This is a genomic window from Serratia sp. PL7 (assembly GCF_945957435.1).
Window position 1 is genome coordinate 31,734 of the sequence record NZ_CAMFLB010000005.1, and the last position, 20,345, is coordinate 52,078.

The 20,345-nt window shown below is 55.8% G+C and carries 16 protein-coding genes; 5 read left to right on the plus strand and 11 right to left on the minus strand.

The features are described 5' to 3' along the window. Window positions 1–39: 39 nt before the first annotated feature. On the plus strand, window positions 40–1,737 hold the full coding sequence (locus tag N6G83_RS22470; RefSeq protein ID WP_021805059.1) for an NAD-dependent malic enzyme: 1,698 nt from the start codon (window positions 40–42) through the stop codon (window positions 1,735–1,737). Window positions 1,738–1,902: 165 nt separating this feature from the next. Continuing rightward, on the plus strand, window positions 1,903–2,655 hold the full coding sequence (sanA, locus tag N6G83_RS22475; RefSeq protein ID WP_074028798.1) for an outer membrane permeability protein SanA: 753 nt from the start codon (window positions 1,903–1,905) through the stop codon (window positions 2,653–2,655). Window positions 2,656–2,952: 297 nt separating this feature from the next. Here the strand turns inward: sanA and mglC are convergent, their stop codons facing one another. The 7 genes from mglC to N6G83_RS22510 all read right to left on the minus strand — a co-directional run bounded on the left by mglC (window position 2,953) and on the right by N6G83_RS22510 (window position 11,576). Then, window positions 2,953–3,963, minus strand: a complete 1,011-nt coding sequence (mglC, locus tag N6G83_RS22480) for a galactose/methyl galactoside ABC transporter permease MglC (RefSeq protein ID WP_021805061.1) — start codon at window positions 3,961–3,963, stop codon at window positions 2,953–2,955. An 11-nt stretch (window positions 3,964–3,974) separates the two neighbouring features. Beyond that, window positions 3,975–5,483: a galactose/methyl galactoside ABC transporter ATP-binding protein MglA gene (gene mglA / locus N6G83_RS22485; RefSeq protein WP_260524026.1), complete on the minus strand. Its 1,509-nt coding sequence runs from the start codon at window positions 5,481–5,483 to the stop codon at window positions 3,975–3,977. A 127-nt stretch (window positions 5,484–5,610) separates the two neighbouring features. After that, complete coding sequence (mglB, locus tag N6G83_RS22490; protein WP_021180577.1) at window positions 5,611–6,603, minus strand: galactose/glucose ABC transporter substrate-binding protein MglB; 993 nt, start codon at window positions 6,601–6,603, stop codon at window positions 5,611–5,613. A 257-nt stretch (window positions 6,604–6,860) separates the two neighbouring features. Continuing rightward, window positions 6,861–7,898: an HTH-type transcriptional regulator GalS gene (gene galS, locus N6G83_RS22495; RefSeq protein ID WP_024528553.1), complete on the minus strand. Its 1,038-nt coding sequence runs from the start codon at window positions 7,896–7,898 to the stop codon at window positions 6,861–6,863. Between the two features lie 129 nt (window positions 7,899–8,027). Beyond that, window positions 8,028–9,209 (minus strand): DUF418 domain-containing protein YeiB, encoded by a 1,182-nt coding sequence (gene yeiB / locus N6G83_RS22500; protein ID WP_211135152.1) that lies wholly within the window; start codon window positions 9,207–9,209, stop codon window positions 8,028–8,030. 270 nt (window positions 9,210–9,479) lie between these two features. Beyond that, window positions 9,480–10,145, minus strand: a complete 666-nt coding sequence (gene folE, locus N6G83_RS22505; RefSeq protein ID WP_021180574.1) for a GTP cyclohydrolase I FolE — start codon at window positions 10,143–10,145, stop codon at window positions 9,480–9,482. A 273-nt stretch (window positions 10,146–10,418) separates the two neighbouring features. Continuing rightward, the gene (locus tag N6G83_RS22510; RefSeq protein ID WP_211135137.1) at window positions 10,419–11,576 is read right to left on the minus strand and encodes a YbfB/YjiJ family MFS transporter; all 1,158 of its coding nucleotides are present in this window, start codon (window positions 11,574–11,576) and stop codon (window positions 10,419–10,421) included. Between the two features lie 105 nt (window positions 11,577–11,681). Here N6G83_RS22510 and ptrR point away from each other — a divergent pair, with 105 nt between their 5' ends. Genes ptrR through fghA form a run of 3 tightly spaced genes read left to right on the plus strand, consistent with a single transcriptional unit; the run spans window position 11,682 to window position 14,606 of the window. Further along, entirely contained in the window at window positions 11,682–12,584 is a 903-nt protein-coding gene (gene ptrR / locus N6G83_RS22515; protein WP_024529303.1) for a putrescine utilization regulator PtrR, read from the plus strand. A 39-nt stretch (window positions 12,585–12,623) separates the two neighbouring features. Beyond that, window positions 12,624–13,748 (plus strand): S-(hydroxymethyl)glutathione dehydrogenase/class III alcohol dehydrogenase, encoded by a 1,125-nt coding sequence (locus N6G83_RS22520; RefSeq protein ID WP_024485753.1) that lies wholly within the window; start codon window positions 12,624–12,626, stop codon window positions 13,746–13,748. Between the two features lie 15 nt (window positions 13,749–13,763). Then, window positions 13,764–14,606, plus strand: a complete 843-nt coding sequence (fghA, locus tag N6G83_RS22525; RefSeq protein ID WP_065686893.1) for an S-formylglutathione hydrolase — start codon at window positions 13,764–13,766, stop codon at window positions 14,604–14,606. Between the two features lie 180 nt (window positions 14,607–14,786). Here fghA and gsiD read toward each other — a convergent pair whose 3' ends face one another. The 4 genes from gsiD to N6G83_RS22545 form a co-directional block, all read right to left on the minus strand. Continuing rightward, window positions 14,787–15,692, minus strand: coding sequence for a glutathione ABC transporter permease GsiD (gene gsiD / locus N6G83_RS22530; protein WP_211135156.1), 906 nt, complete (start codon window positions 15,690–15,692; stop codon window positions 14,787–14,789). A gap of 12 nt (window positions 15,693–15,704) precedes the next feature. Beyond that, entirely contained in the window at window positions 15,705–16,625 is a 921-nt protein-coding gene (gsiC, locus tag N6G83_RS22535; protein ID WP_024531414.1) for a glutathione ABC transporter permease GsiC, read from the minus strand. 280 nt (window positions 16,626–16,905) lie between these two features. Beyond that, entirely contained in the window at window positions 16,906–18,441 is a 1,536-nt protein-coding gene (gene gsiB / locus N6G83_RS22540; protein ID WP_024531261.1) for a glutathione ABC transporter substrate-binding protein GsiB, read from the minus strand. Window positions 18,442–18,466: 25 nt separating this feature from the next. Then, a complete protein-coding gene (locus tag N6G83_RS22545; protein WP_098927993.1) occupies window positions 18,467–20,344 on the minus strand; it encodes a dipeptide ABC transporter ATP-binding protein in 1,878 nt (625 codons plus the stop codon). Between the last annotated feature and the right edge of the window lies 1 nt (window position 20,345).

The window sequence follows — 20,345 nt, forward strand, 5'->3', positions numbered from 1 at the left end:
CGGCAGTAATAAGCTTACCCTAGGCAAAGAGTAAAACTGATGGAACTGGAATACGAAAGCAAACGCCCTCTCTACATCCCCTACGCTGGCCCCATTCTGTTGGAGTTCCCGTTGCTGAATAAAGGCAGCGCCTTTTCCGAAGAAGAACGCAGTAACTTCAACCTGCACGGCTTGCTGCCGGAAGCGATAGAAACCATCGAAGAACAGGTGGAACGCGCTTACCGTCAGTATCAGGATTTCAAGAACGATAACGACAAGCACATCTACCTGCGTAATATCCAGGACACCAACGAAACGCTGTTCTATCGCCTGCTGGATTCGCATCTGAGCGAGATGATGCCCATCATCTATACGCCAACCGTGGGTGAAGCCTGTGAGCATTTCTCCGATATCTATCGCCGCGCACGTGGGCTGTTTATCTCCTACCCGAACCGCGATCGCATCGACGATATGTTGCAAAACGCCACCAAGCAGAACGTTAAGGTGATTGTGGTCACCGACGGTGAACGCATCCTTGGCCTGGGCGACCAGGGCATCGGGGGCATGGGTATTCCGATCGGTAAACTCTCCCTGTACACCGCCTGTGGCGGCATCAGCCCGGCCTATACCTTGCCGGTGGTGCTGGACGTCGGCACCAACAACCCGCAACGCCTGAACGATCCGCTCTACATGGGGTGGCGGCATCCGCGTATTTCTGGCGATGAATATCACGCCTTTGTGGAAGAGTTCATCCAGGCGGTGAAACGCCGTTGGCCAAACGTGCTGTTGCAGTTTGAAGATTTCGCCCAGAACAACGCCACGCCGCTGCTTAATCGCTATCGTGATGAGCTGTGCTGCTTTAACGACGATATCCAAGGCACCGCCGCCGTGACGCTGGGCAGCCTGATTGCCGCCAGCCGTGCCGCTGGCAGCCAATTGCGCGATCAAACCGTTGCCTTCCTGGGGGCCGGTTCCGCAGGTTGTGGTATTGCCGAGCAGATCATCGCCCAGATGAAATCCGAAGGGTTGAGCGAAGAAGAAGCCCGCTCTCGCGTGTTTATGGTTGACCGTTTTGGCCTGCTGACGGATAAGTTGCCGAACCTGCTCGATTTCCAGAGCAAGCTGGTGCAGAAAAGTGCCAATCTGGATCAATGGCAGGTAGAGAGCGATGCGATCTCCCTGCTGGAAGTGGTGCGCAACGCCAAGCCGACCGTGCTGATCGGCGTCTCCGGCCAGCCGGGGCTGTTTACCGAAGAGCTGATCCGTGAGATGCACAAGCATTGCCCGCGCCCGATCGTGATGCCGCTGTCCAACCCAACCTCCCGCGTGGAAGCCCGGCCAGAAGATATCATCAACTGGACCGACGGTGCCGCACTGGTCGCCACTGGCAGCCCATTCTCACCGGTAACCTATAAAGACCAGCTATTCCCTATTGCCCAGTGCAACAACTCCTATATCTTCCCGGGGATTGGCCTTGGCGTACTGGCTGCTGGGGCAAAACGGGTCACCGATGCCATGCTGATGGCCGCCAGCCGTGCCCTGGCCGACTGCTCTCCGCTGGCTACCGACGGCCACGGCGCACTGCTGCCGAATATCGATGATATTCAGGGCGTATCCAAATGCATCGCGATGGAAGTGGGCAAAGCCGCTCAGTTACAGGGTGTAGCAGTGGTGACGTCGGAAGAAGCGTTGTCTAAAGCCATTGAACATAACTTCTGGCGCCCGCAGTATCGTATCTACAAGCGTACATCGTTCTAAGTTCCTCACCGGGCCTGTTAGTCAGGCCCGGTTATCACGCCAAGACCAGATTTTGCTGAAAAATGCAGCGTAATACCTGCGCTAAACGGCACGCCGCTTGCGTCTGCCGAGCAGGTAAAGTAGCCTTGAGTCTTACTTTAGCCCTCGTTCGCGCAAGGCATCAACATGTGGAAACGCCTGATAATTAGCCTGTTCATCATCATTTCGGTGCTGATGCTGTCGGCTATCGCGCTCGATCGCTGGATAAGTTGGAAAACCGCGCCTTACATTTACGAAGAAATGCAAACGCTACCACACCGTCAGGTGGGGGTGGTGCTTGGCACCTCCAAATATTACCGTACCGGCGTGCTTAACCAATATTACCGCTACCGTATTCAAGGGGCGATCAACGCCTATAACAGCGGTAAGGTGAAGTACCTGCTGCTGAGCGGCGATAATGCCCAGCAAAGCTACAACGAACCGATGACCATGCGCCGCGATTTGCTGGCCGCTGGCGTTGCGCCTAGCGATATCGTGCTCGACTATGCCGGTTTCCGTACCCTCGACTCCATCGTCCGTACGCGCAAGGTGTTCGATACCAACGACTTTATCATCATCACCCAGCGTTTCCACTGCGAGCGCGCCCTGTTTATCGCCCTGCATATGGGCATCCAGGCGCAATGCTATGCAGTACCTTCGCCAAAAAACATGATGACAGTACGCGTGCGCGAGATCTTTGCCCGCCTGGGAGCCTTGACCGATCTGTATATCCTCAAGCGTGAGCCCCGCTTCCTTGGCCCATTAATCCCGATATCTGCGATGCATAAGGTGCCGGAAGATGCCCCGGGTTACCCGGCGGTGTCTCCGGAGCAGTTGGTGGAGTTGGAGCACAAGCTGGCGGCAGAAAAGCTTAAGGCTCAGCAGCAGAAGAAGAGCTGAAGTGAATGCCCCTCACCCTAACCCTCTCCCAAAGGGAGAGGGAACCGTACGTGCCACAGATTAACCCCCTGCGTCTGACTACAACACCAAATGCTTAAGCGAGAGCAGCATGGCCACAAATAAACTCCTGTCCCTGAACGCAGCTCCGTTCTGCCCCCTCTCCTTTTTGGGGAGAGGGCTAGGGTGAGGGAGAACAGCGACGACTGGAATAACAATAAGATGGCATCTCTGCCGTGTGACATAGCAAAAGCAAACGGCCAGCAGATGCTGGCCGTTATCGTAAAGCATAAAACAGACTTATTTTTTCTTGGCGTACTTCAGGGAGTCCAGCGCTACCGCGAAGATGATAATGCTACCCTTGATGATGTACTGCCAGTAAGGGTTCACGCCGATATAGGTCAGGCCGTAGTTGATGACGGTAAAGATGATCACCCCGGTCACCACGCCCAGTACCGTACCTACCCCACCGGCGAACGACACCCCGCCGACCACACAGGCCGCGATAGCATCCAGTTCATACATAAAGCCGAGGTTGTTGGTGGCGCTACCGATACGCCCCGCTTCCAGCAAGCCACCAAAGGCATAGAACACCCCAGACAGCGCATAAATCATGATCAGGTTCAGCGGGACGTTGACGCCAGAGACTTTCGCCGCTTCCGGGTTACCACCGATGGCGAAGATATTCTTGCCGAAGCGGGTTTTATTCCACAGCACCCAAACAAAGGCAATCGCAATAATGGCGTAGAAGGTGATATATGACAGCTTGAAGTCACCGAATCGCAAGAACCCTTGGGCAAAGGTGGAGAATTTCGGATCGAAACCGGCCACCGGTGAAGCGCCCACGTAATCGTAATACAGGGAGTTAATCCCATAAACGATGATCATGGTGCCCAACGTGGTGATAAACGGCGTCACGTTGAGGTAGGCGATAATCAAGCCGTTGACCAGGCCAATCACCGCGCCCACGGCGCAAACCAGCAAGATCACCAGCGGGATCGACCAGGTTTCCATATGCGGGAACACTTTGTTGACGTTATCCATCGATTGCAGCAGGGTCGCGGCAATTACCGCTGCCAACCCTACCTGACGCCCGGCGGAAAGGTCTGTCCCCTGCGTGACGATCAGCCCGGCCACGCCCAGCGCAATGATAATACGCACCGAGGACTGGGTCAGGATATTACTCAGGTTCATCAGGCTTAAAAAGGTCGGGTCCTGGATAATAATAATCGCCAGTAACACCAACAGGACCAGATAAATGCCACCTTCTTTAAAATAGGTGAACAAGGTTTTTTTATTCAGTGCGCTCATAATTACGATCCTTAAAGATGCAAGGAGGCTAGCCGCAATATTTCATTTTGCGAGGTCTGTTTGGTATTCACAATGCCCGCAACCTGACCATTACTCATCACCAATATTCTGTCGGTAATTCCCAAAAGCTCCGGCATTTCGGAAGAGATTATAATGATCCCCTTGCCCTTCTTCGCCAACTCGGTCATTAACTGGTAGATTTCAAACTTGGCCCCCACGTCGATACCGCGCGTTGGCTCATCCATCATCAGGATTTCCGGCTGTGTCAGCAGCCAGCGGCCAATGATCACCTTTTGCTGATTACCGCCGGAAAGCGAACCGATATTGGTATGGTGGCCCGGCGTTTTCACCCGCATGGCATCGATCACCCATTGGGTGTCGCTTTTCATCCGGCTGTTATCCAGCAGGCCCATTTTGTTCTTGTATTGACGGATATTGGAGATCAGCGAGTTAAAGCCAATATCCAGATAGGCATAAATACCGGTGGAACGACGTTCTTCTGTCACCAGGGCAAAACCGTGGTTGATGGCTTCGTTCGCACTGTTATTGTTGATATTTTTACCGTGCAGCTTGATGGTGCCAGCCACCTTCTCGCGGATGCCAAACAGGGTTTCCACAATGTCGGTACGCTTGGCGCCCACCAGCCCGGCAATGCCCAGGATCTCCCCTTGATGCAGATCGAAAGAGATATCGCGGATCGAAGGCTGGCGCAACGAGGTCAGGCCTTTCACCTCTAAAATCACCTCACCCGGCGTATTCTGACGATCGGGGAAACGCTGGCTCAGCGAACGCCCAACCATCATCGAGATAATCTTGTCCATATCCAGCCCTTCCAGGGGCTGGGTGGCGATCCATTGGCCGTCGCGCAGAATGGTGATTTCATCGCATAGCTGGAAGATCTCTTCCATCTTGTGCGAGATATACACGATGCCGCAGCCACGCTCTTTCAGCTTACGGATAATGGTGAACAGATGATTCACCTCCTTATCGGTCAGAGAAGAGGTTGGCTCATCCATAATCACAATTTTAGCGTTGTAGGAGAACGCCTTGGCAATTTCGATCATCTGCATCTGGGATACCGAAAGCGTACCGACTTTGGCGCGGGGATCGATATCGATATCCAGTTCGTCGAAAATTTCCTTGGTGTCTTTGTACATCTTGTCCTGATCGACAAACAGCCCTTTGGTGGGGTAGCGCCCCAGCCACATGTTGTCCATCACGGTACGTTGCAACACCAGGTTCAGTTCCTGGTGCACCATCGAAACACCCTGCTCCAACGCCTCTTTGGAACTTTTGAAATCGACTTCCTGACCCTGAAACAGAATACTGCCGGAGTCTTTTTTATAAATGCCAAACAGACATTTTAATAAGGTGGATTTTCCGGCGCCGTTCTCCCCCATTAGTGCATGAATGGAGTTTGGACGTACGCGTAAATTCACTTTGTCTAATGCCTTTACGCCAGGAAACGACTTACTGATATCCGTCATTTCCAGTAGCCACTCACGAGAGTTTTCGGCCATAAATAGTCCTGGCTAATTCTGGAACCAGCACTCTCCCAAGCTGGCTTGCAGCAGTGGAGAATTAACGGGTTCTTCTAATAAGTTCCCCCACTGAGAAAACAGTGGGGGCATTTCTCTCTATCTCGGTTTATTTCACGAACTGAGACAGGTTATCTTTATCTACACCCACGTAAGGAATACGCACGATTTTATCGACGATCTTCCATTGGGTGCCGTCGGCAGCAGGTTTGCCCGCGGCCAGGTTCTTCGCCAGATCGAAGGTCGCCTTCGCCTGATTGTCGGCATCGTTCAGCACGGTACCGGCCATCGCTCCGGATTTCACCATTGCCAGTGCTTCTGGCAGGGCATCGACACCAAAGACCGGAATGCTGCTCTTGTTATGAGCTTTCAGGGCTTCAACCGCCCCCATGGCCATCGCATCGTTGTTGGCGATTACCACTTCGATCTTGTTGGCATTAGGGCCAGATAACCAGGCGTCCATCTTGTCTTTAGCCTGAGCGGTATCCCACATCGCGGTGTCCATCTGCAGTTGCTGAGTCTTATCGCCTTTTTCATTCAGCGTTTTGATCACGTAGGTGGTACGCGCTTCTGCATCCGGGTGGCCCGGCTCACCTTTCAACAGCACATATTGGATCTGGCCGTCTTTGTTCAGATCCCAGGCTGGGTTGGCTTTCCAGTGTTTGGCAATCAGTTCGCCCTGGATCACGCCAGACTCTTTAGAGTCGGTACCAACGTAATAGGCTTTGTCGTAGCTATCCAACGCCTTGCGGGAAGGTTCTTTGTTGTAGAACACCACCGGGATATCGTTGGCACGTGCCTTGTCAATCACCACCGGTGCGGCGGCTGGGTCCACCAGGTTGATTGCCAGCGCTTTTACGCCTTTGGCAATCAGTACGTCGATCTGGTCATTCTGCTTGGACTGGTCATTCTGTGAGTCATTCATCAGCAGCGTGACATCCGGAGAAGCTTTGGCATCTTTCTCGATCGCCTTGCGCACCACCGACATAAAGTTGTCGTCATATTTGTAAATCGTGACGCCAATGCGGGTATCAGCATGCGCAGCTGCGCCAAACATCATGCTTGCGGCCAGCGCGGCCAGGGTGAAAACCTTCTTATTCATTGTCTGTCTCCGGTTTGTAGAGGGTCGTACTCGGTATTAAGCCTTTAGCCACAATGCACACAGTTGGGCGTGGCAGTTTCAAAAGAATTCCTGTCATCCGTGTTGCTTGTTATTCCTGTGATGCTGTGTCAGCGCCAGATTAAAAGCTTGGCTGGCAAGAGCCTTTGCGCTGGAAAACGACTAGAGCATAGACGGCACTATGTTAATAATCTGTGAATTTTCTCACAGATTGAAAACGGTTACACAATATTAAATGTTCAGAGAGTGACCGAAGCCTCACTTTGCCACGGCGCGACAGAATGGCGGCGTACCAGCGTCGGCATAAACAGGTGTGAAGCCTGAGGCTCAAGCTGCCCGGCAGCGCCCTTAAGCGCCAGCTCGGTAGCCAGGGTGGCCATTGAAACGATCGGATAACGGATGGTGGTTAGCTTGGGGCTGGTATAGCGGGCAATCGGGATATCATCAAACCCCACCAGCGAGAAATGCTGCGGTACCGTGATACCGTTTTCTTTCAGCACCGCCATGGCGCCAGCTGCCATGGCGTCGTTATAGGCGAACACGGCGCTCAGGTGCAGGTTGCGGCCCAGCAGTTCAACCATTGCCGCTTCACCGCCTTGCAGGTCCGGTGAACCGTAGGCCCGCCAGCTATCCGGTGGGGAAAAACCGGCTGCGGCCATCGCCTGGCTATAGCCTTGCTGGCGCAGCGGGCCGTCTTCGATAGGGTGATCGGAGCCCAGATAACCGATCCGCTGATGCCCCTGCGAGAGCAGCAAGCGCATGGCAACTTCAGCACCAAACACATTGTTCAGACCAACGCAGCGGTGCTCATAGCCCGTTACAATTCTGTTAATTAACACCATGCCCGGGATCTGATCCATAAAGGCGATCAGTTCTGCGTCATCTAACGCTTTTGCATGAACAATCAAGGCATTGCAGCGTTGACGGATCAGCACCTCGATGGCATGACGCTCTTTGTCCGCCTGATGGTAACTGTTGCCGATCAGCAGATATTTATGGTTTTGCTGCGCCACCGTGTCTACCGCTTTCACTAACGCGCCGAAGAACGGATCGGAGACATCCATCACCACCACGCCCAGCGTTTCACTGCTCTGGGTTGCCAATGCCTGCGCGTTGGCGTTTGGCCGATAACCCAGTTCCGCCACCGCCTTCAGCACCTGTTCACGGGTCTCTTTGCTGGTCAGGGCGCTGTTGTTCAGCACTCGCGAGACGGTAGCGACGGACACACCCGCACGCTTCGCCACATCGCGAATGGTGGTTGAATGCACAGAATTCATGAAACGTCCCGAGGTCGACAGAGTAGACAGTGGCGTTATCCTACCCCGTTTGTCATCCTCCTCAGCGTGAATTCCGTCACAGGAAAGAAAACGTTTACATACAATTTTTTAACCTACCTGCGCCAGATCTCATTTTGTCGGCTGACGGAGACTTTCGCCCGCGGCAAGGGAAGTCAGCTTGCGCCATAGCCATTCCATCGGGCCCTGTGCGAAGTAACGCAGCCACAGCGTGGAAAACAGCAGGTTAGCCAGCCACACCAGGGGGACGACCGCCAATAGCTGCAAACGGTCGAGTTGTTGATAGAGGCCAAAACGAAAGAACAGCGTGCTGCAAATCAGGGTTTGTAGCAGGTAATTACTTAGCGCCATCCGCCCGACCTGGGTTAGCCAGTGGCTGATACGCAGGCGGGAAAGCGTTGGCCAAAAACCGTAGACCAGAGCCAGATAGCCAATGGCCTGCAGCGGCGAGCCCAACTCACGCGGCACCTGCAGCAGAAAGCCACTCCAGCGATACTCCCAATTCAGCTGCCACTGCAGCAGCACACCGGGTAACTGGATCAGCAATGAAAGCGGTATCAGCCAGGCGGCCTGGCGGCGGTAGTAAGCAGGTGAATAGCTGTTACGCAGCCAACCGCTACGCATCATGCCTGCACCAAACAGCATCAGCCCGGCCAGTTGCCAGCCATACTGCGCACCGATGGCTATCAGGCTGGAAGAGAGCAGACCCAGGCGGCTGCGCCAGGCTTCCGGCCCACCTTGCAGCTTCCAGAACGTCTCATACTGCAATTCGGCCACGCTCGGCTGCCAGAAACTGCCCGGTTCACCGTGAGAGATAAACCCTAGCAGCAGCAACACCGCCACGCCGATCAGATACAGCACCGCACCGGTTTTCAACAGAGTGAAGGTATTCTGCGCGTCACGGATCATCCTCCAGCACACCAGGCCGATCAGCCCGTAGGCCAGCAGGATGTCCCCATCCCATAAGAAAATGGCGTGCCCAAGGCCAATCAGAACCAACCAGGATAACCGGGCGCGGATCCAGACTTTGCCCCGCCGTAGCAACAGTTGCAGACCGGCACCAAACAGCAGAGCGAACATGGCCAGGAACTTGACCTGAGCGAACAGATCCAACAGTGCCCAGGTCCAGACATCGCGTGTGGAGGGCATCCCCAGATAGGCGGGGTTGAGGTAGGCGGCTTTCGGCAGGCCAAATGCGCTGATATTCAGCAGTAGAATGCCAAGGATGGCGATACCGCGTACGCAGTCCAGCGTAGCAATGCGTGGTAGCCGGGGAGTTTCGTTAGCGTTCATGTTATTCCGCTGTATTTCAATCAGTAACAAGACCCCTCACCCTAACCCTCTCCCACAAGAAGAGGGGACCGATCGAGTGTGCTTGAAATTAGTGTGATTCACTTTCGATGAGGAGGTTGATTGAGTTTGTATTCAAGTCTAGTAAAAGTAGAAACCCCATTAAGCAGCAGCCTCGTATTCATTTGCTGATATGACCCTTTTGCTTCCAAAAGAGCAGGGACTTATCAGCTCCCTCTCCCTATGGGAGAGGGTTGGGGTGAGGGGCAGCTATCAACCGTGATGGTGACGCACCGCACGCAGGAACTCCTGGCGCGTATTCTGGCTGGACTTGAACAGCCCGCCCAGCGACGTAGTGGTGGTAGCACTGGTAGCGTCACGAATACCGCGAGCTTTGACGCAGTAATGCACCGCATCGATCGAGACCGCCACGTTGTTGGTGCCTAGCAGCGTTTGTAACGCCACCAGGATCTGCTGAGTCAGCCGCTCCTGTACCTGTGGGCGGCGGGCAAAGAACTGCACGATGCGGTTGATTTTCGACAGGCCAATCACCGAGTCTTTAGGAATATATGCCACGGTGGCTTTACCATCGATGGTGACGAAGTGATGTTCGCAGGTGCTGGTCAAGGTAATATCACGCACCGTCACCATTTCGTCCACTTTCATCTTGTTTTCGATGACGGTGATCTTCGGGAAGTTGGCGTAATCCAGGCCGGAGAAGATCTCATCGACATACATTTTCGCAATACGGTGCGGCGTTTCTGCCAGGCTGTCGTCGGACAGATCGAGGTTCAACAGCTGCATGATTTCAGTCATGTGCTCTTTGATACGGCGCTTGCGCGTCTCGCGATCCAACACTTCCCCACATAGCGGAGTTTCCAGGCCGCGCGCTTCAAGCGCCGCGTGCACCAGTGCAGCTTCATTACTTAACGATGTCATGGCGATTTCTCTCCAGCAGGCGGCCCCGGCAATATCCCCGTAGTCTTTCAAATTACAGCTGCTGGTTACTCGCCCCTATCAATCCAGGGGAGGAGCTGGCTGCGGCTTGAAAGACGACGGATAGATAACGTGAACCCGATCAATATTTTCCCCCACTCTAGATGAGAGTGAGACGTTTATCCAGTGATTGTGTTTCATCCCGGTATGAAAAATCCGCATCCAGCCCGTAGCAGGCTGGCTGCGGCTATCCCACATTTTTTGTATGTATTTTACTCAAGATAACGTTGGCTTGCTGGCCGCGGCCCGCGCCGGGGTATTGATCACCAGCACACCGGCGATCAGCAGCCCCAGCACCGCCACATACAGCGCGGGTTCCAGGCGATGTGTCAGCGCAGTTGACACCGCCGAGAGCATCGGGCCAACCAACTGGCCGATGGCATACCCCGTGGTCAACAGCCCGGCCATATAACGTGCGTGATTCGGAGCCAATTCCCTACCGTGCTGGATAGATAGTTGTACCACGCTGAGGAACCCACCACCGGTTAGCATGGCCCCTAATGCCAGACCGGTAACACCTGGCACCACCTCGGCACAAAGCACGCCCAGTGCCTGTACCCACAGCGTGATTGCCAAACGGGTCTGCGTGGTGAGCCGATGACGGGTTGCTATACCGATGATAATTCCCAACACCGCCGCACCGCCAAAAATCGGCCAGACAAACTGGGCAAACAGGCTGGCAGGGAAACGGGCCGCCGCCATCTGTGACAGGAAGGTCGCAGGCAGGATATAGCCAAAGCCCGCCAGGCTGTAGCTCCATACCAAGCGCTTTAAGGCCGAAGTGAGCACCAGAGGCTCAGGCTTCACATCGGGACGATGCAGCTCCCCTGCCCTTGGCAAATTAATGCTGATCGCGGCAATTAACACCAACGCCAATGCACCATACACCAGCCAGGCCTGCGAAGCGCTCAACCCCCAGCTGTTGATCGCCACCGCCAGCATGCCGCTGATGAATATCCCGGCGCCAGGTCCGGCAAAGACCGCAGCACTCAGCGCGGGACGGCCATAATGCGCCAACCGCTCGTTAGTCCAGGCCGCCACCAGCACCATCGACCAACCGCTGGCCCAGCCAATCGCAAAGCGCACTGTACCGTGCAGCCACTCCCCCGATACCAAGGCAGACAGCAGCGTCAGCGCTACCGCTCCCCATACGCCAAGCCACAGGCGGCGCTCCACATGGCGGCTGGCACGCATCGCATCATAGGCACCGCACAGGTAGCCCAGGTAGTTGACCGCCGCCACCAGCCCGGCCCCGGTCAGGGTGAACTGGTGCTCAGCAATCATCAGCGGCACCTGCGGGGTAAAGGCAAACCGGCCAATCCCCATCGCCACGATCAAAGCAATAAAACCACTCAAGGCTATTTTTAGCGCCATCGCTGTATCCAACCTGTTAAAAGAAAGTTGCGGCTAGCATGCCGCAGTATTACACTCACAAAAACTGAATAATACTCACCAAGTTCATCACGAAAAGAGAAAGCTATGGATCTCACCCAACTGCGCATGTTCTGCTGCGTGGCCGAAACCGGCTCCGTCGCCCGTGCCGCCGAGCAACTGCACCGCGTGCCGTCAAACTTGACCACGCGCCTGCGCCAGCTCGAGCAGGAACTGGGCACCGATCTGTTTATCCGTGAGAAGCAGCGCCTGCGCCTCTCGCCGATGGGCCATAACTTTCTCTGCTACGCCCACCGCATTCTGGCGCTGAGTGAAGAAGCCATGAGCATCACCCATGCCGGGGAACCGGCCGGTAACTTTGCGCTTGGCTCGATGGAAAGCACCGCCGCCACCCGGCTACCTACCTTGCTGGCAGCTTATCATCAGCGATTCCCACAGGTTTCCCTTTCGCTGGCTACCGGCACCTCAGGAGAAATCATCGAGCGTGTACGCGCGGGAACCTTGGCTGCCGCCTTGGTAGATGGCCCGTTGCAGCATGATGAACTGAACGGTTGCGTCGCTTTCCCCGAGCGGATGGTGGTGATCACCTGCCTGGATCATCCGCCCATTCACAGCGCCCAGGATGTCAAAGGGGAAACCCTGTTTGCCTTCCGCGCCAGCTGCTCTTATCGCCTGCGCCTGGAGTCTTGGTTCAAGCGTGACGGTTCATTGCCAGGCACCATCATGGAGATCCAGTCTTATCACTCCATGCTGGCCTGCGTGGCCAGCGGTGCCGGGTTGGCGATGATCCCGTATTCGGTGCTCAACCTGCTGCCCGGCTACAAGCGGGTCAAAGTTCATTCACTCCCTGCCGACATTGCCGAAACGGCCACCTGGCTGTTATGGCGGCGTGATGCGTTTGGGCCAAACGTCCGCGCGTTAAAACAACTGATTATAGAACAGGCTGAAAGTACGGAGATGGATGCAGAATCCATCCTCCTGACAGAGTAGCCAAAATCTGCACCACTAGAATTTAATGAGGAGAAAATCATGGAATTTATCAAAACCCGTGCTGCCGTAGCTTGGGGCCCGAACCAGCCGCTGAAGATTGAAGAAGTCGATCTGATGCCGCCACAGAAAGGTGAAGTACTGGTGCGCATCGTCGCTACCGGCGTTTGCCATACCGATGCCTATACCCTGTCAGGCAAAGATCCAGAAGGCGTGTTCCCGGCGATCCTGGGCCACGAAGGCGGCGGCATAGTAGAAGCGATCGGCGAAGGCGTGACCAGCGTGGCCGTCGGCGACCACGTGATCCCGCTGTACACCCCAGAATGCGGCGAGTGCAAATTCTGTAAATCCGGCAAAACCAACCTGTGCCAGGCCATCCGCGCCACCCAGGGCAAGGGCCTGATGCCAGATGGCACCACCCGCTTCTTTAAAGACGGCAAGCCGATTTTCCACTACATGGGCACCTCCACCTTTGCTGAACGCACCGTAGTACCAGAAATCTCACTGGCAAAAATCAGCAAAGAAGCGCCGTTGGAAGAAGTTTGTCTGCTTGGCTGTGGCGTCACCACCGGCATGGGTGCGGTGATCAACACCGCCAAGGTCAAGGCTGGCGATACCGTGGCGATTTTCGGCCTGGGCGGTATCGGGCTATCGGCGATTATCGGGGCTCAGATGGCCGGTGCCAGCCGCATCATCGGTATCGATCTCAACACCAGCAAGTTTGAGCTGGCTCGCAAGCTGGGCGCGACCGATCTGATCAATCCAAAAGATTACGATAAACCTATCCAGGACGTGATCGTCGAGCTGACCGACGGCGGCGTCGACTTCTCCTTTGAATGTATCGGCAACGTCAACGTGATGCGTTCTGCACTGGAGTGCTGCCACAAGGGTTGGGGTGAATCGGTCATTATCGGCGTTGCCGGTGCCGGTGAAGAGATCGCGACCCGTCCGTTCCAACTGGTGACTGGCCGCGTCTGGCGCGGTTCCGCCTTTGGTGGCGTGAAAGGCCGCAGCCAACTGCCGGGGATCGTGCAGCGTTATCTGGACGGCGAGTTCGCGCTGAACGACTTTATCACTCATACCATGGGGCTGGAGCAGATCAACGAAGCGTTCGATCTGATGCATGAAGGCAAATCGATCCGTTCTGTGATCCATTTCGATAAATAAGCCAGGAGGCAGAGGATGACGATGTCATTAGAACTTCTCGAAGAGCACCGCATGTTCGGTGGTTGGCAACAACGTTACCGTCACGCGGCGCAGAGCCTGAATTGCAACATGACGTTCAGTATCTATCTGCCACCACCGCGCGACGATAACCCGCCGCCGGTGCTGTATTGGCTGTCGGGGCTGACCTGCAATGATGAAAACTTCACGTTGAAGGCCGGTGCCCAGCGCATTGCCGCAGAATTAGGGTTGGTGCTGGTGATGGCGGATACCAGCCCGCGCGGCGATGAGGTGCCGAATGACGAAGGTTACGATCTGGGCCAGGGGGCGGGGTTCTACCTCAATGCCACTCAGGCACCTTGGGATCAACACTTTCGCATGTATGACTACATCAGCGATGAGCTGCCAGCGCTGATCAAGCAGCATTTCAGCGTCAGCGATCGGCAATCCATTGCGGGCCACTCGATGGGCGGCCATGGTGCGTTAATGATGGCAATGCGTAACCCGCAGCGTTTTCGTTCGGCGTCGGCCTTTGCACCGATCGTCAACCCTTGCCAGGTGCCTTGGGGCCGTAAAGCCTTTGCGGCCTATCTGGGGGATGATGAAACGCAGTGGCTGCACTATGACAGTTGCCATTTGCTGGCCAGCGGGGCGGAGCAGTTGCCGATGTTGATTGACCAAGGAGATGGGGATCAGTTTCTGGCGGATCAGCTGCAACCGGCCAAGCTGGCGGAGTTGGCACGCCAGCGTGACTGGCCGTTAACCCTGCGCATTCAACCGGGTTACGACCACAGCTACTTCACCATCGCTACCTTTATTGAAGATCATCTGCGTTTTCATGCCGAACATCTGTTCCGCTGAGTGATTTGCCCCTCACCCTAGCCCTCTCCCACAGGGAGAGGGGACCGATCGGACTCGCTGTTTTTTCTGTGTAATACCCTGACTTTCGTTTTACTTACCACACACTTACCGAAGCAGCACGATCCCATCAAAGGCTCCGGGCAGTTCCCTCTTCCTGTGGGAGAGGGTTGGGGTGAGGGGTCATCCTTTCAGTTTCGGATCCAATGCATCACGTAACCCATCGCCTAGCAGGTTAAACGCCAATACGGTGAAGAAGATTGCCAGGCTGGGGAAGATCGCCACATGCGGGGCTATCACCATATCCGCCCGCGCTTCATTGAGCATCGCGCCCCATTCGGGCGTTGGCGGCTGCGCCCCCAATCCCAAGAACGACAGGCTGGCAGCGGTAATGATTGAAGTACCGATACGCATGGTGAAATAGACCACGATCGACGAGATGGTGCCCGGCAAAATATGCCGCAGGATGATGGTCCAGTCCGAAGCGCCGATGCTGCGCGCCGATTCAATGTAGGTCAGATGCTTCAGCACCAGAGTATTACCACGCACCAGGCGCGCAAACGCCGGAATGCTGAAGATGGCCACGGCGACAATCACGTTCGCCATGCCGCTGCCCATGATCGCCACCACGCCAATCGCCAGCAGAATACCAGGGAAGGCAAACAGCACGTCGCTGATGCGCATTACGATGCGATCCCACCAGCCTTCGTAATAGCCCGCCAAGAGCCCGAGCACCGTGCCAATCACGCTGCCAACCAACACCGAGAACACCCCGGCAGCCAAAGAGATCCGCGCGCCCATCAGAATACGGCTGAAAATATCCCGGCCCAACGAATCCACCCCGAGCCAGTGCACCAGCGAAGGCCCTTTATTGAGCCGATCGTAATCAAAGAAGTTTTCCGCATCATAAGGCACCAGATGCGGTGCCAGCAGCGCTGCGGCCACCAGCAGCAACACAAACACGCCGGCCACCATTGCGACCTGCTGGCGACGAAAGCGCCGCCAGAACTCATGCCAAGGCGTACGCACCGCGTTGGGATTAATCACCGGCATTGCCTTGAGCGCGGCGTTACGCCGCCAATACTTCATCATACGGCCTGCCTATTGGTAACGAATCGAAGGGTTGATGGCCGCATACAGCATATCCACCAACAGATTAATCAGAATAAATTCCAGCGAGAACAGCAGCACTTCGGCCTGGATCACCGGGTAATCGCGCATTTCTACCGAATCCACCAGCAAGCGCCCCAACCCCGGCCAGTTAAACACTTTCTCGACCACGATTGAGCCACCCAACAGGAAACCAAACTGTAGGCCCATCATGGTGATCACCGGGATCATGGCGTTGCGTAGCCCGTGTTTGACGATCACCAGAGACTCCGGCACGCCCTTGGCGCGAGCGGTGCGCATGTAATCTTCCTGCATCACCTCAACGAACGAGGCGCGGGTGAAGCGGGCCATCACCGCCGCTACCGCAGCACCCAGCGTGATTGAAGGCAGGATGTAATGCTGCCAGGTATCCGCTCCCACCGTCGGCAGCCAGCCGAGATTGACTGAGAACACCTGCATCAGCAGCATCCCCAACGCAAAGGCCGGGAAAGAGATACCCGACACGGCCAGCGTCATCCCCACCCGATCCGGCCAGCGGTTGCGCCACACGGCGGAAATCATGCCGATCGCCATGCCAAAAATCACCGCCCACACCATGCTGGCGATGGTCAGCCAGAAGGTTGGCATAAAGCGCGAGGCGATCTCTGCACTGACCGGGCGTTTGGACACCATCGACGTGCCGAAATCACCCTGCAAAATATTGACAAAGAAATGCACAAACTGCTGTGGCAACGGCTTGTCCAGCCCCAGATCCTGACGCACCAACTGGACGACGGCTTCGTCTGCCTCCGGCCCCGCGGCCAACCGCGCCGGATCGCCCGGCAGCATATGGACAAACAAGAACACCAGCACGGCCACGATCAGCAGCGTCGGGATCAGGCCCAGCAGGCGTTTTAGAAAATAATTAAGCATTCCCCTCACCCTAACCCTCTCCCACAGGGAGAGGGGACTGAATGTGCTACCGATTAAGTTCCGTTGTTAACCTCACCACCGGAACAGTGCCATAAATTAACGCCTGTAACTGTTCACAACACCCATCTGCCCTCTCCCACAGGCAGAGGGGACTGAATGTGCTACTGATTAAGTTCCGTTGCTAACCTCACCACCGGAACAGTGCCATAAATTAACGCCTGTAACTGTTCACAACACCCAACTTCTCCCTCTCCCTGTGGGAGAGGGTTGGGGTGAGGGCTTATTTCAAATCTGCGTTATCAAAGTTAAACGAGGTGTCCGGCATCACGTAGAAACCGCTCAGCTGTTTGTTGTTGGCAGACAGCAGGCGCTCCGTCACCAGGAAAATCCAAGGCGCATCGGCCCAAATGCGATCTTGTGCATCTTGGTACAAAGCCTGCTTCTGGGCACGATCGGTGGTGGCTAACGCATCAGCCAGATCCTTGTCAACCTGTGGATTGCTGTAGAACGCGGTGTTGAACTGCTTAGGCGGTGCGGATTGGGTGGCAAACAACGGCGTCAGCGCCCAGTCAGCTTCGCCGGTCGAGGCAGACCAGCCGGTATAGAACATACGCACGCCAGTGTCCTTCACGCCCACGCTCTCCACCTGCGCCGCACGTTGGCCAGCATCCATCGCGGTAACGGTCACTTTGACCCCAACCTGCGCCAGCTGCTGCTGAGCAAACTGCAACACTTTCTGCGCGGTGCTGTGGTTATGGGAAGACCACAGCGTGGTAGTAAACCCGTTCGGATAGCCCGCTTCTTTCAGCAATTCACGCGCCTTGGCTGGATCGTATGGCCAAGCGTTGTAGCGGGTAGCAAAATCAATGGCCGGAGGCACCGGGCCTTCTGCCGGAACGGCAAACCCAGAGAACGCCACCTTAATCAGCGCGTCCTTGTTGATCGCATAGTTCAGTGCCTGGCGCACCTTCGGGTTATCGAACGGTTTCTGCGTCACGTTCATGCTGATGTAGCGTTGCAGGATCGACGGCGCGGCCACCAGATCCAGCTTGCTGTTCTTCTCCAGCACCTTGGCTTGCTCATAAGGGATTGGGAACGCAAAGGTCGCTTCACCGGTTTGCAGCATCGCCGCACGGGTGTTGTTATCCACTACCGGCCGCCAGGTGATGCTGTCCAGCTTCGGTAAGCCCGCTTTCCAGTAACCGTCGAATTTCTTCACTTTCACATAGTCGGTCTGGTTCCAGGTTTCAAACTGGTAAGGGCCGGTCCCCACCGGATGGAAACCGATCTCCTTGCCATACTGCTTAAGGGCCGCCGGGGAAATCATCGCCGCAGCCGGGTGCGCCAGGTTATTGATAAACGCCGAGAATGGCGCTTTCAGCACGATCTTGACCGTGGTGGGATCGACCACTTCGGTTTTATCGATCATCTTGAACAGGTTGTAGCGTTTCAGGCGATTATCCGGGTTACTAGCGCGATCCAGGTTAACCTTGACCGCTTCGGCATCGAACGCGCTGCCGTCGTGGAATTTTACCCCCGGCTGGAGCTTGATGGTGTAGGTCAAGCCGTCTTTGCTGACGTCGTAGCTGTCTGCCAATACGTTCACCAGCTTCATATCCTTATCAAAGCCAAACAGCCCCTGATAGAAGGATTTGGCGACCGCCTGCGACAAGGTGTCGTTGGCATCGTACGGGTCGAGCGTGGTGAAGTTGGACGCTACGGCAATCACCGCATCCTTGGCAGCCCAAGCCGGGCCAGCAGCGGCGGCCAGCAGTACGGCGGCCAAAACATTACGCTTGAATGTGTGCTTAGTCATAGTGCTTAACTCTCCTGAGGCAAGGCTAAAAGGCACCGGCAATAGGGTGGCGGGCCACAAAGTGCCCTGGCCCTACCTGCACTAAAGGTGCGGTAACGGGTTCATCATCCAGCCCACGGATCGGGCTGGGTATTTCATCCACCAGCAACGGCTGGCGTTTATGCGCATGGGTGGGATCGGCCACCGGCACGGCGGCCATCAGCTTACGGGTATAGGCGTGCTGCGGGTTTTCAAACACCGCCCGGCGTGGGCCGATCTCCACAATCTGGCCCAGATACATCACCGCGACGCGATGGCAGACTCGTTCCACTACCGCCATATCGTGGGAAATAAACAGAAATGCGATGCCCAATTCACGCTGTAAATCGAGCAGCAGATTGACAATTTGCGCCTGAATCGACACGTCCAACGCGGAGACCGCCTCATCGGCAATCACCACTTTCGGGTTGAGTGCCAACGCGCGGGCAATGCAAATACGTTGGCGTTGACCACCGGAGAACTCATGCGGATAACGCCGCGCATGTTCCGGCTTCAGCCCCACCCGCTCCAATAACCAGGCCACCCGTTTTTCGGCCTCCGCCCCGCGAGCAACGTTGTGCACCAGCAAAGGCTCCATGATGGAGAAACCAACGGTGAGCCGTGGGTCCAGGGAAGCGTAAGGGTCTTGAAAGATAAACTGAATATCACGGCGTAAATGCTGTAAGGCAGAGCCTTTCAAGCGATTGATCTGTTGGCCGTTGAAGGTAATGGTGCCGCGTTGGCTATCGACCAGCTTCAACAGTGAACGGCCAGTGGTGGATTTGCCACAGCCAGATTCGCCGACCAACCCCAGCGTTTCGCCGGGATAGAGGTCAAAGCTGATATTTTCCACCGCATGCACACGGCGCGTGACGCGGTTGAGAATGCCGCTGCGCAGATCGAAGCGCGTGACCAGATTTTCTACCTGCAAGATCGGCGTAGCTCCCGCGGGTATGGTGTCTTGCGGCTGGTCATTATCGTCAACGCCAGCTAACGGAAATTTTGCCGGGAAGTCTTTATCTGCCATCGCGCCCAGCTGCGGTACGGCGGCCAACAAAGCTTGAGTGTAAGGCTGCTGCGGAGCGGCAAACAACGAGCGCACCTCCCCTTGTTCCACCTTTTCGCCTTGGTGCATCACCAGTACCCGATCGGCAATCTCCGCCACCACGCCCATATCGTGCGTAATGAAGATCACACCCATGTGCATTTCCTGCTGCAACACGCGGATCAGCTGCAGGATTTGCGCCTGAATGGTGACGTCCAGCGCGGTGGTAGGTTCATCGGCAATCAGCAGTGCCGGTTTGCACGACAGCGCCATGGCAATCATCACCCGCTGGCGCATCCCGCCAGACAGTTGATGCGGATAGCGGCCAAGGACGTTTTTGGCCTCGGGAATACGCACCAGATCGAGCATACGCAGTGCTTCACGTTTGGCACTGCGGTGATCCATACCCTGATGCAGACGCAGAGATTCGGCGATCTGCTCCCCCACCGGAAACACCGGGTTGAGCGAGGTCATCGGTTCTTGAAAAATCATCGCCATATCAGCGCCGCGTAAAGTTCGCAAGGTGCTCTGTTTAGCCTTGGCCAGATCGAGCACCTGACCGTTACGCCGGCGAAAATGCATCGCGCCGCTGGTCAACTCACCGCCGCCCTGCTCGACCAGACGCATCAACGCCAGTGAGGTGACCGACTTGCCGGAACCAGATTCTCCAACGATTGCCAGAGTTTCGCCACGATCGACGTCGAAATCCAGATGGCGCACCGCCTCAATGACGTCGCCTTCTTGGCGGAATTGTACGCACAGATCGCTCACCGCCAAGACGCGCTCGGGCGGTAAAATCAGCCCACGTTCTGCCTGTGGCTGGATGGCCGTATCGGTCATT

Coding starts and splice junctions, on each gene's coding strand:
- N6G83_RS22520 (WP_024485753.1), top strand. CDS start 12,624: ATGGAATTTATCAAAACCCGTGCTGCCGTAGCTTGGGGCCCGAACCAG.
- fghA (WP_065686893.1), top strand. CDS start 13,764: ATGACGATGTCATTAGAACTTCTCGAAGAGCACCGCATGTTCGGTGGT.
- N6G83_RS22545 (WP_098927993.1), bottom strand. CDS start 20,344: ATGACCGATACGGCCATCCAGCCACAGGCAGAACGTGGGCTGATTTTA.
- galS (WP_024528553.1), bottom strand. CDS start 7,898: ATGAATTCTGTGCATTCAACCACCATTCGCGATGTGGCGAAGCGTGCG.
- gsiB (WP_024531261.1), bottom strand. CDS start 18,441: ATGACTAAGCACACATTCAAGCGTAATGTTTTGGCCGCCGTACTGCTG.
- mglB (WP_021180577.1), bottom strand. CDS start 6,603: ATGAATAAGAAGGTTTTCACCCTGGCCGCGCTGGCCGCAAGCATGATG.
- mglC (WP_021805061.1), bottom strand. CDS start 3,963: ATGAGCGCACTGAATAAAAAAACCTTGTTCACCTATTTTAAAGAAGGT.
- gsiD (WP_211135156.1), bottom strand. CDS start 15,692: ATGAAGTATTGGCGGCGTAACGCCGCGCTCAAGGCAATGCCGGTGATT.
- mglA (WP_260524026.1), bottom strand. CDS start 5,483: ATGGCCGAAAACTCTCGTGAGTGGCTACTGGAAATGACGGATATCAGT.
- yeiB (WP_211135152.1), bottom strand. CDS start 9,209: ATGAACGCTAACGAAACTCCCCGGCTACCACGCATTGCTACGCTGGAC.
- ptrR (WP_024529303.1), top strand. CDS start 11,682: ATGGATCTCACCCAACTGCGCATGTTCTGCTGCGTGGCCGAAACCGGC.
- N6G83_RS22470 (WP_021805059.1), top strand. CDS start 40: ATGGAACTGGAATACGAAAGCAAACGCCCTCTCTACATCCCCTACGCT.
- gsiC (WP_024531414.1), bottom strand. CDS start 16,625: ATGCTTAATTATTTTCTAAAACGCCTGCTGGGCCTGATCCCGACGCTG.
- sanA (WP_074028798.1), top strand. CDS start 1,903: ATGTGGAAACGCCTGATAATTAGCCTGTTCATCATCATTTCGGTGCTG.
- N6G83_RS22510 (WP_211135137.1), bottom strand. CDS start 11,576: ATGGCGCTAAAAATAGCCTTGAGTGGTTTTATTGCTTTGATCGTGGCG.
- folE (WP_021180574.1), bottom strand. CDS start 10,145: ATGACATCGTTAAGTAATGAAGCTGCACTGGTGCACGCGGCGCTTGAA.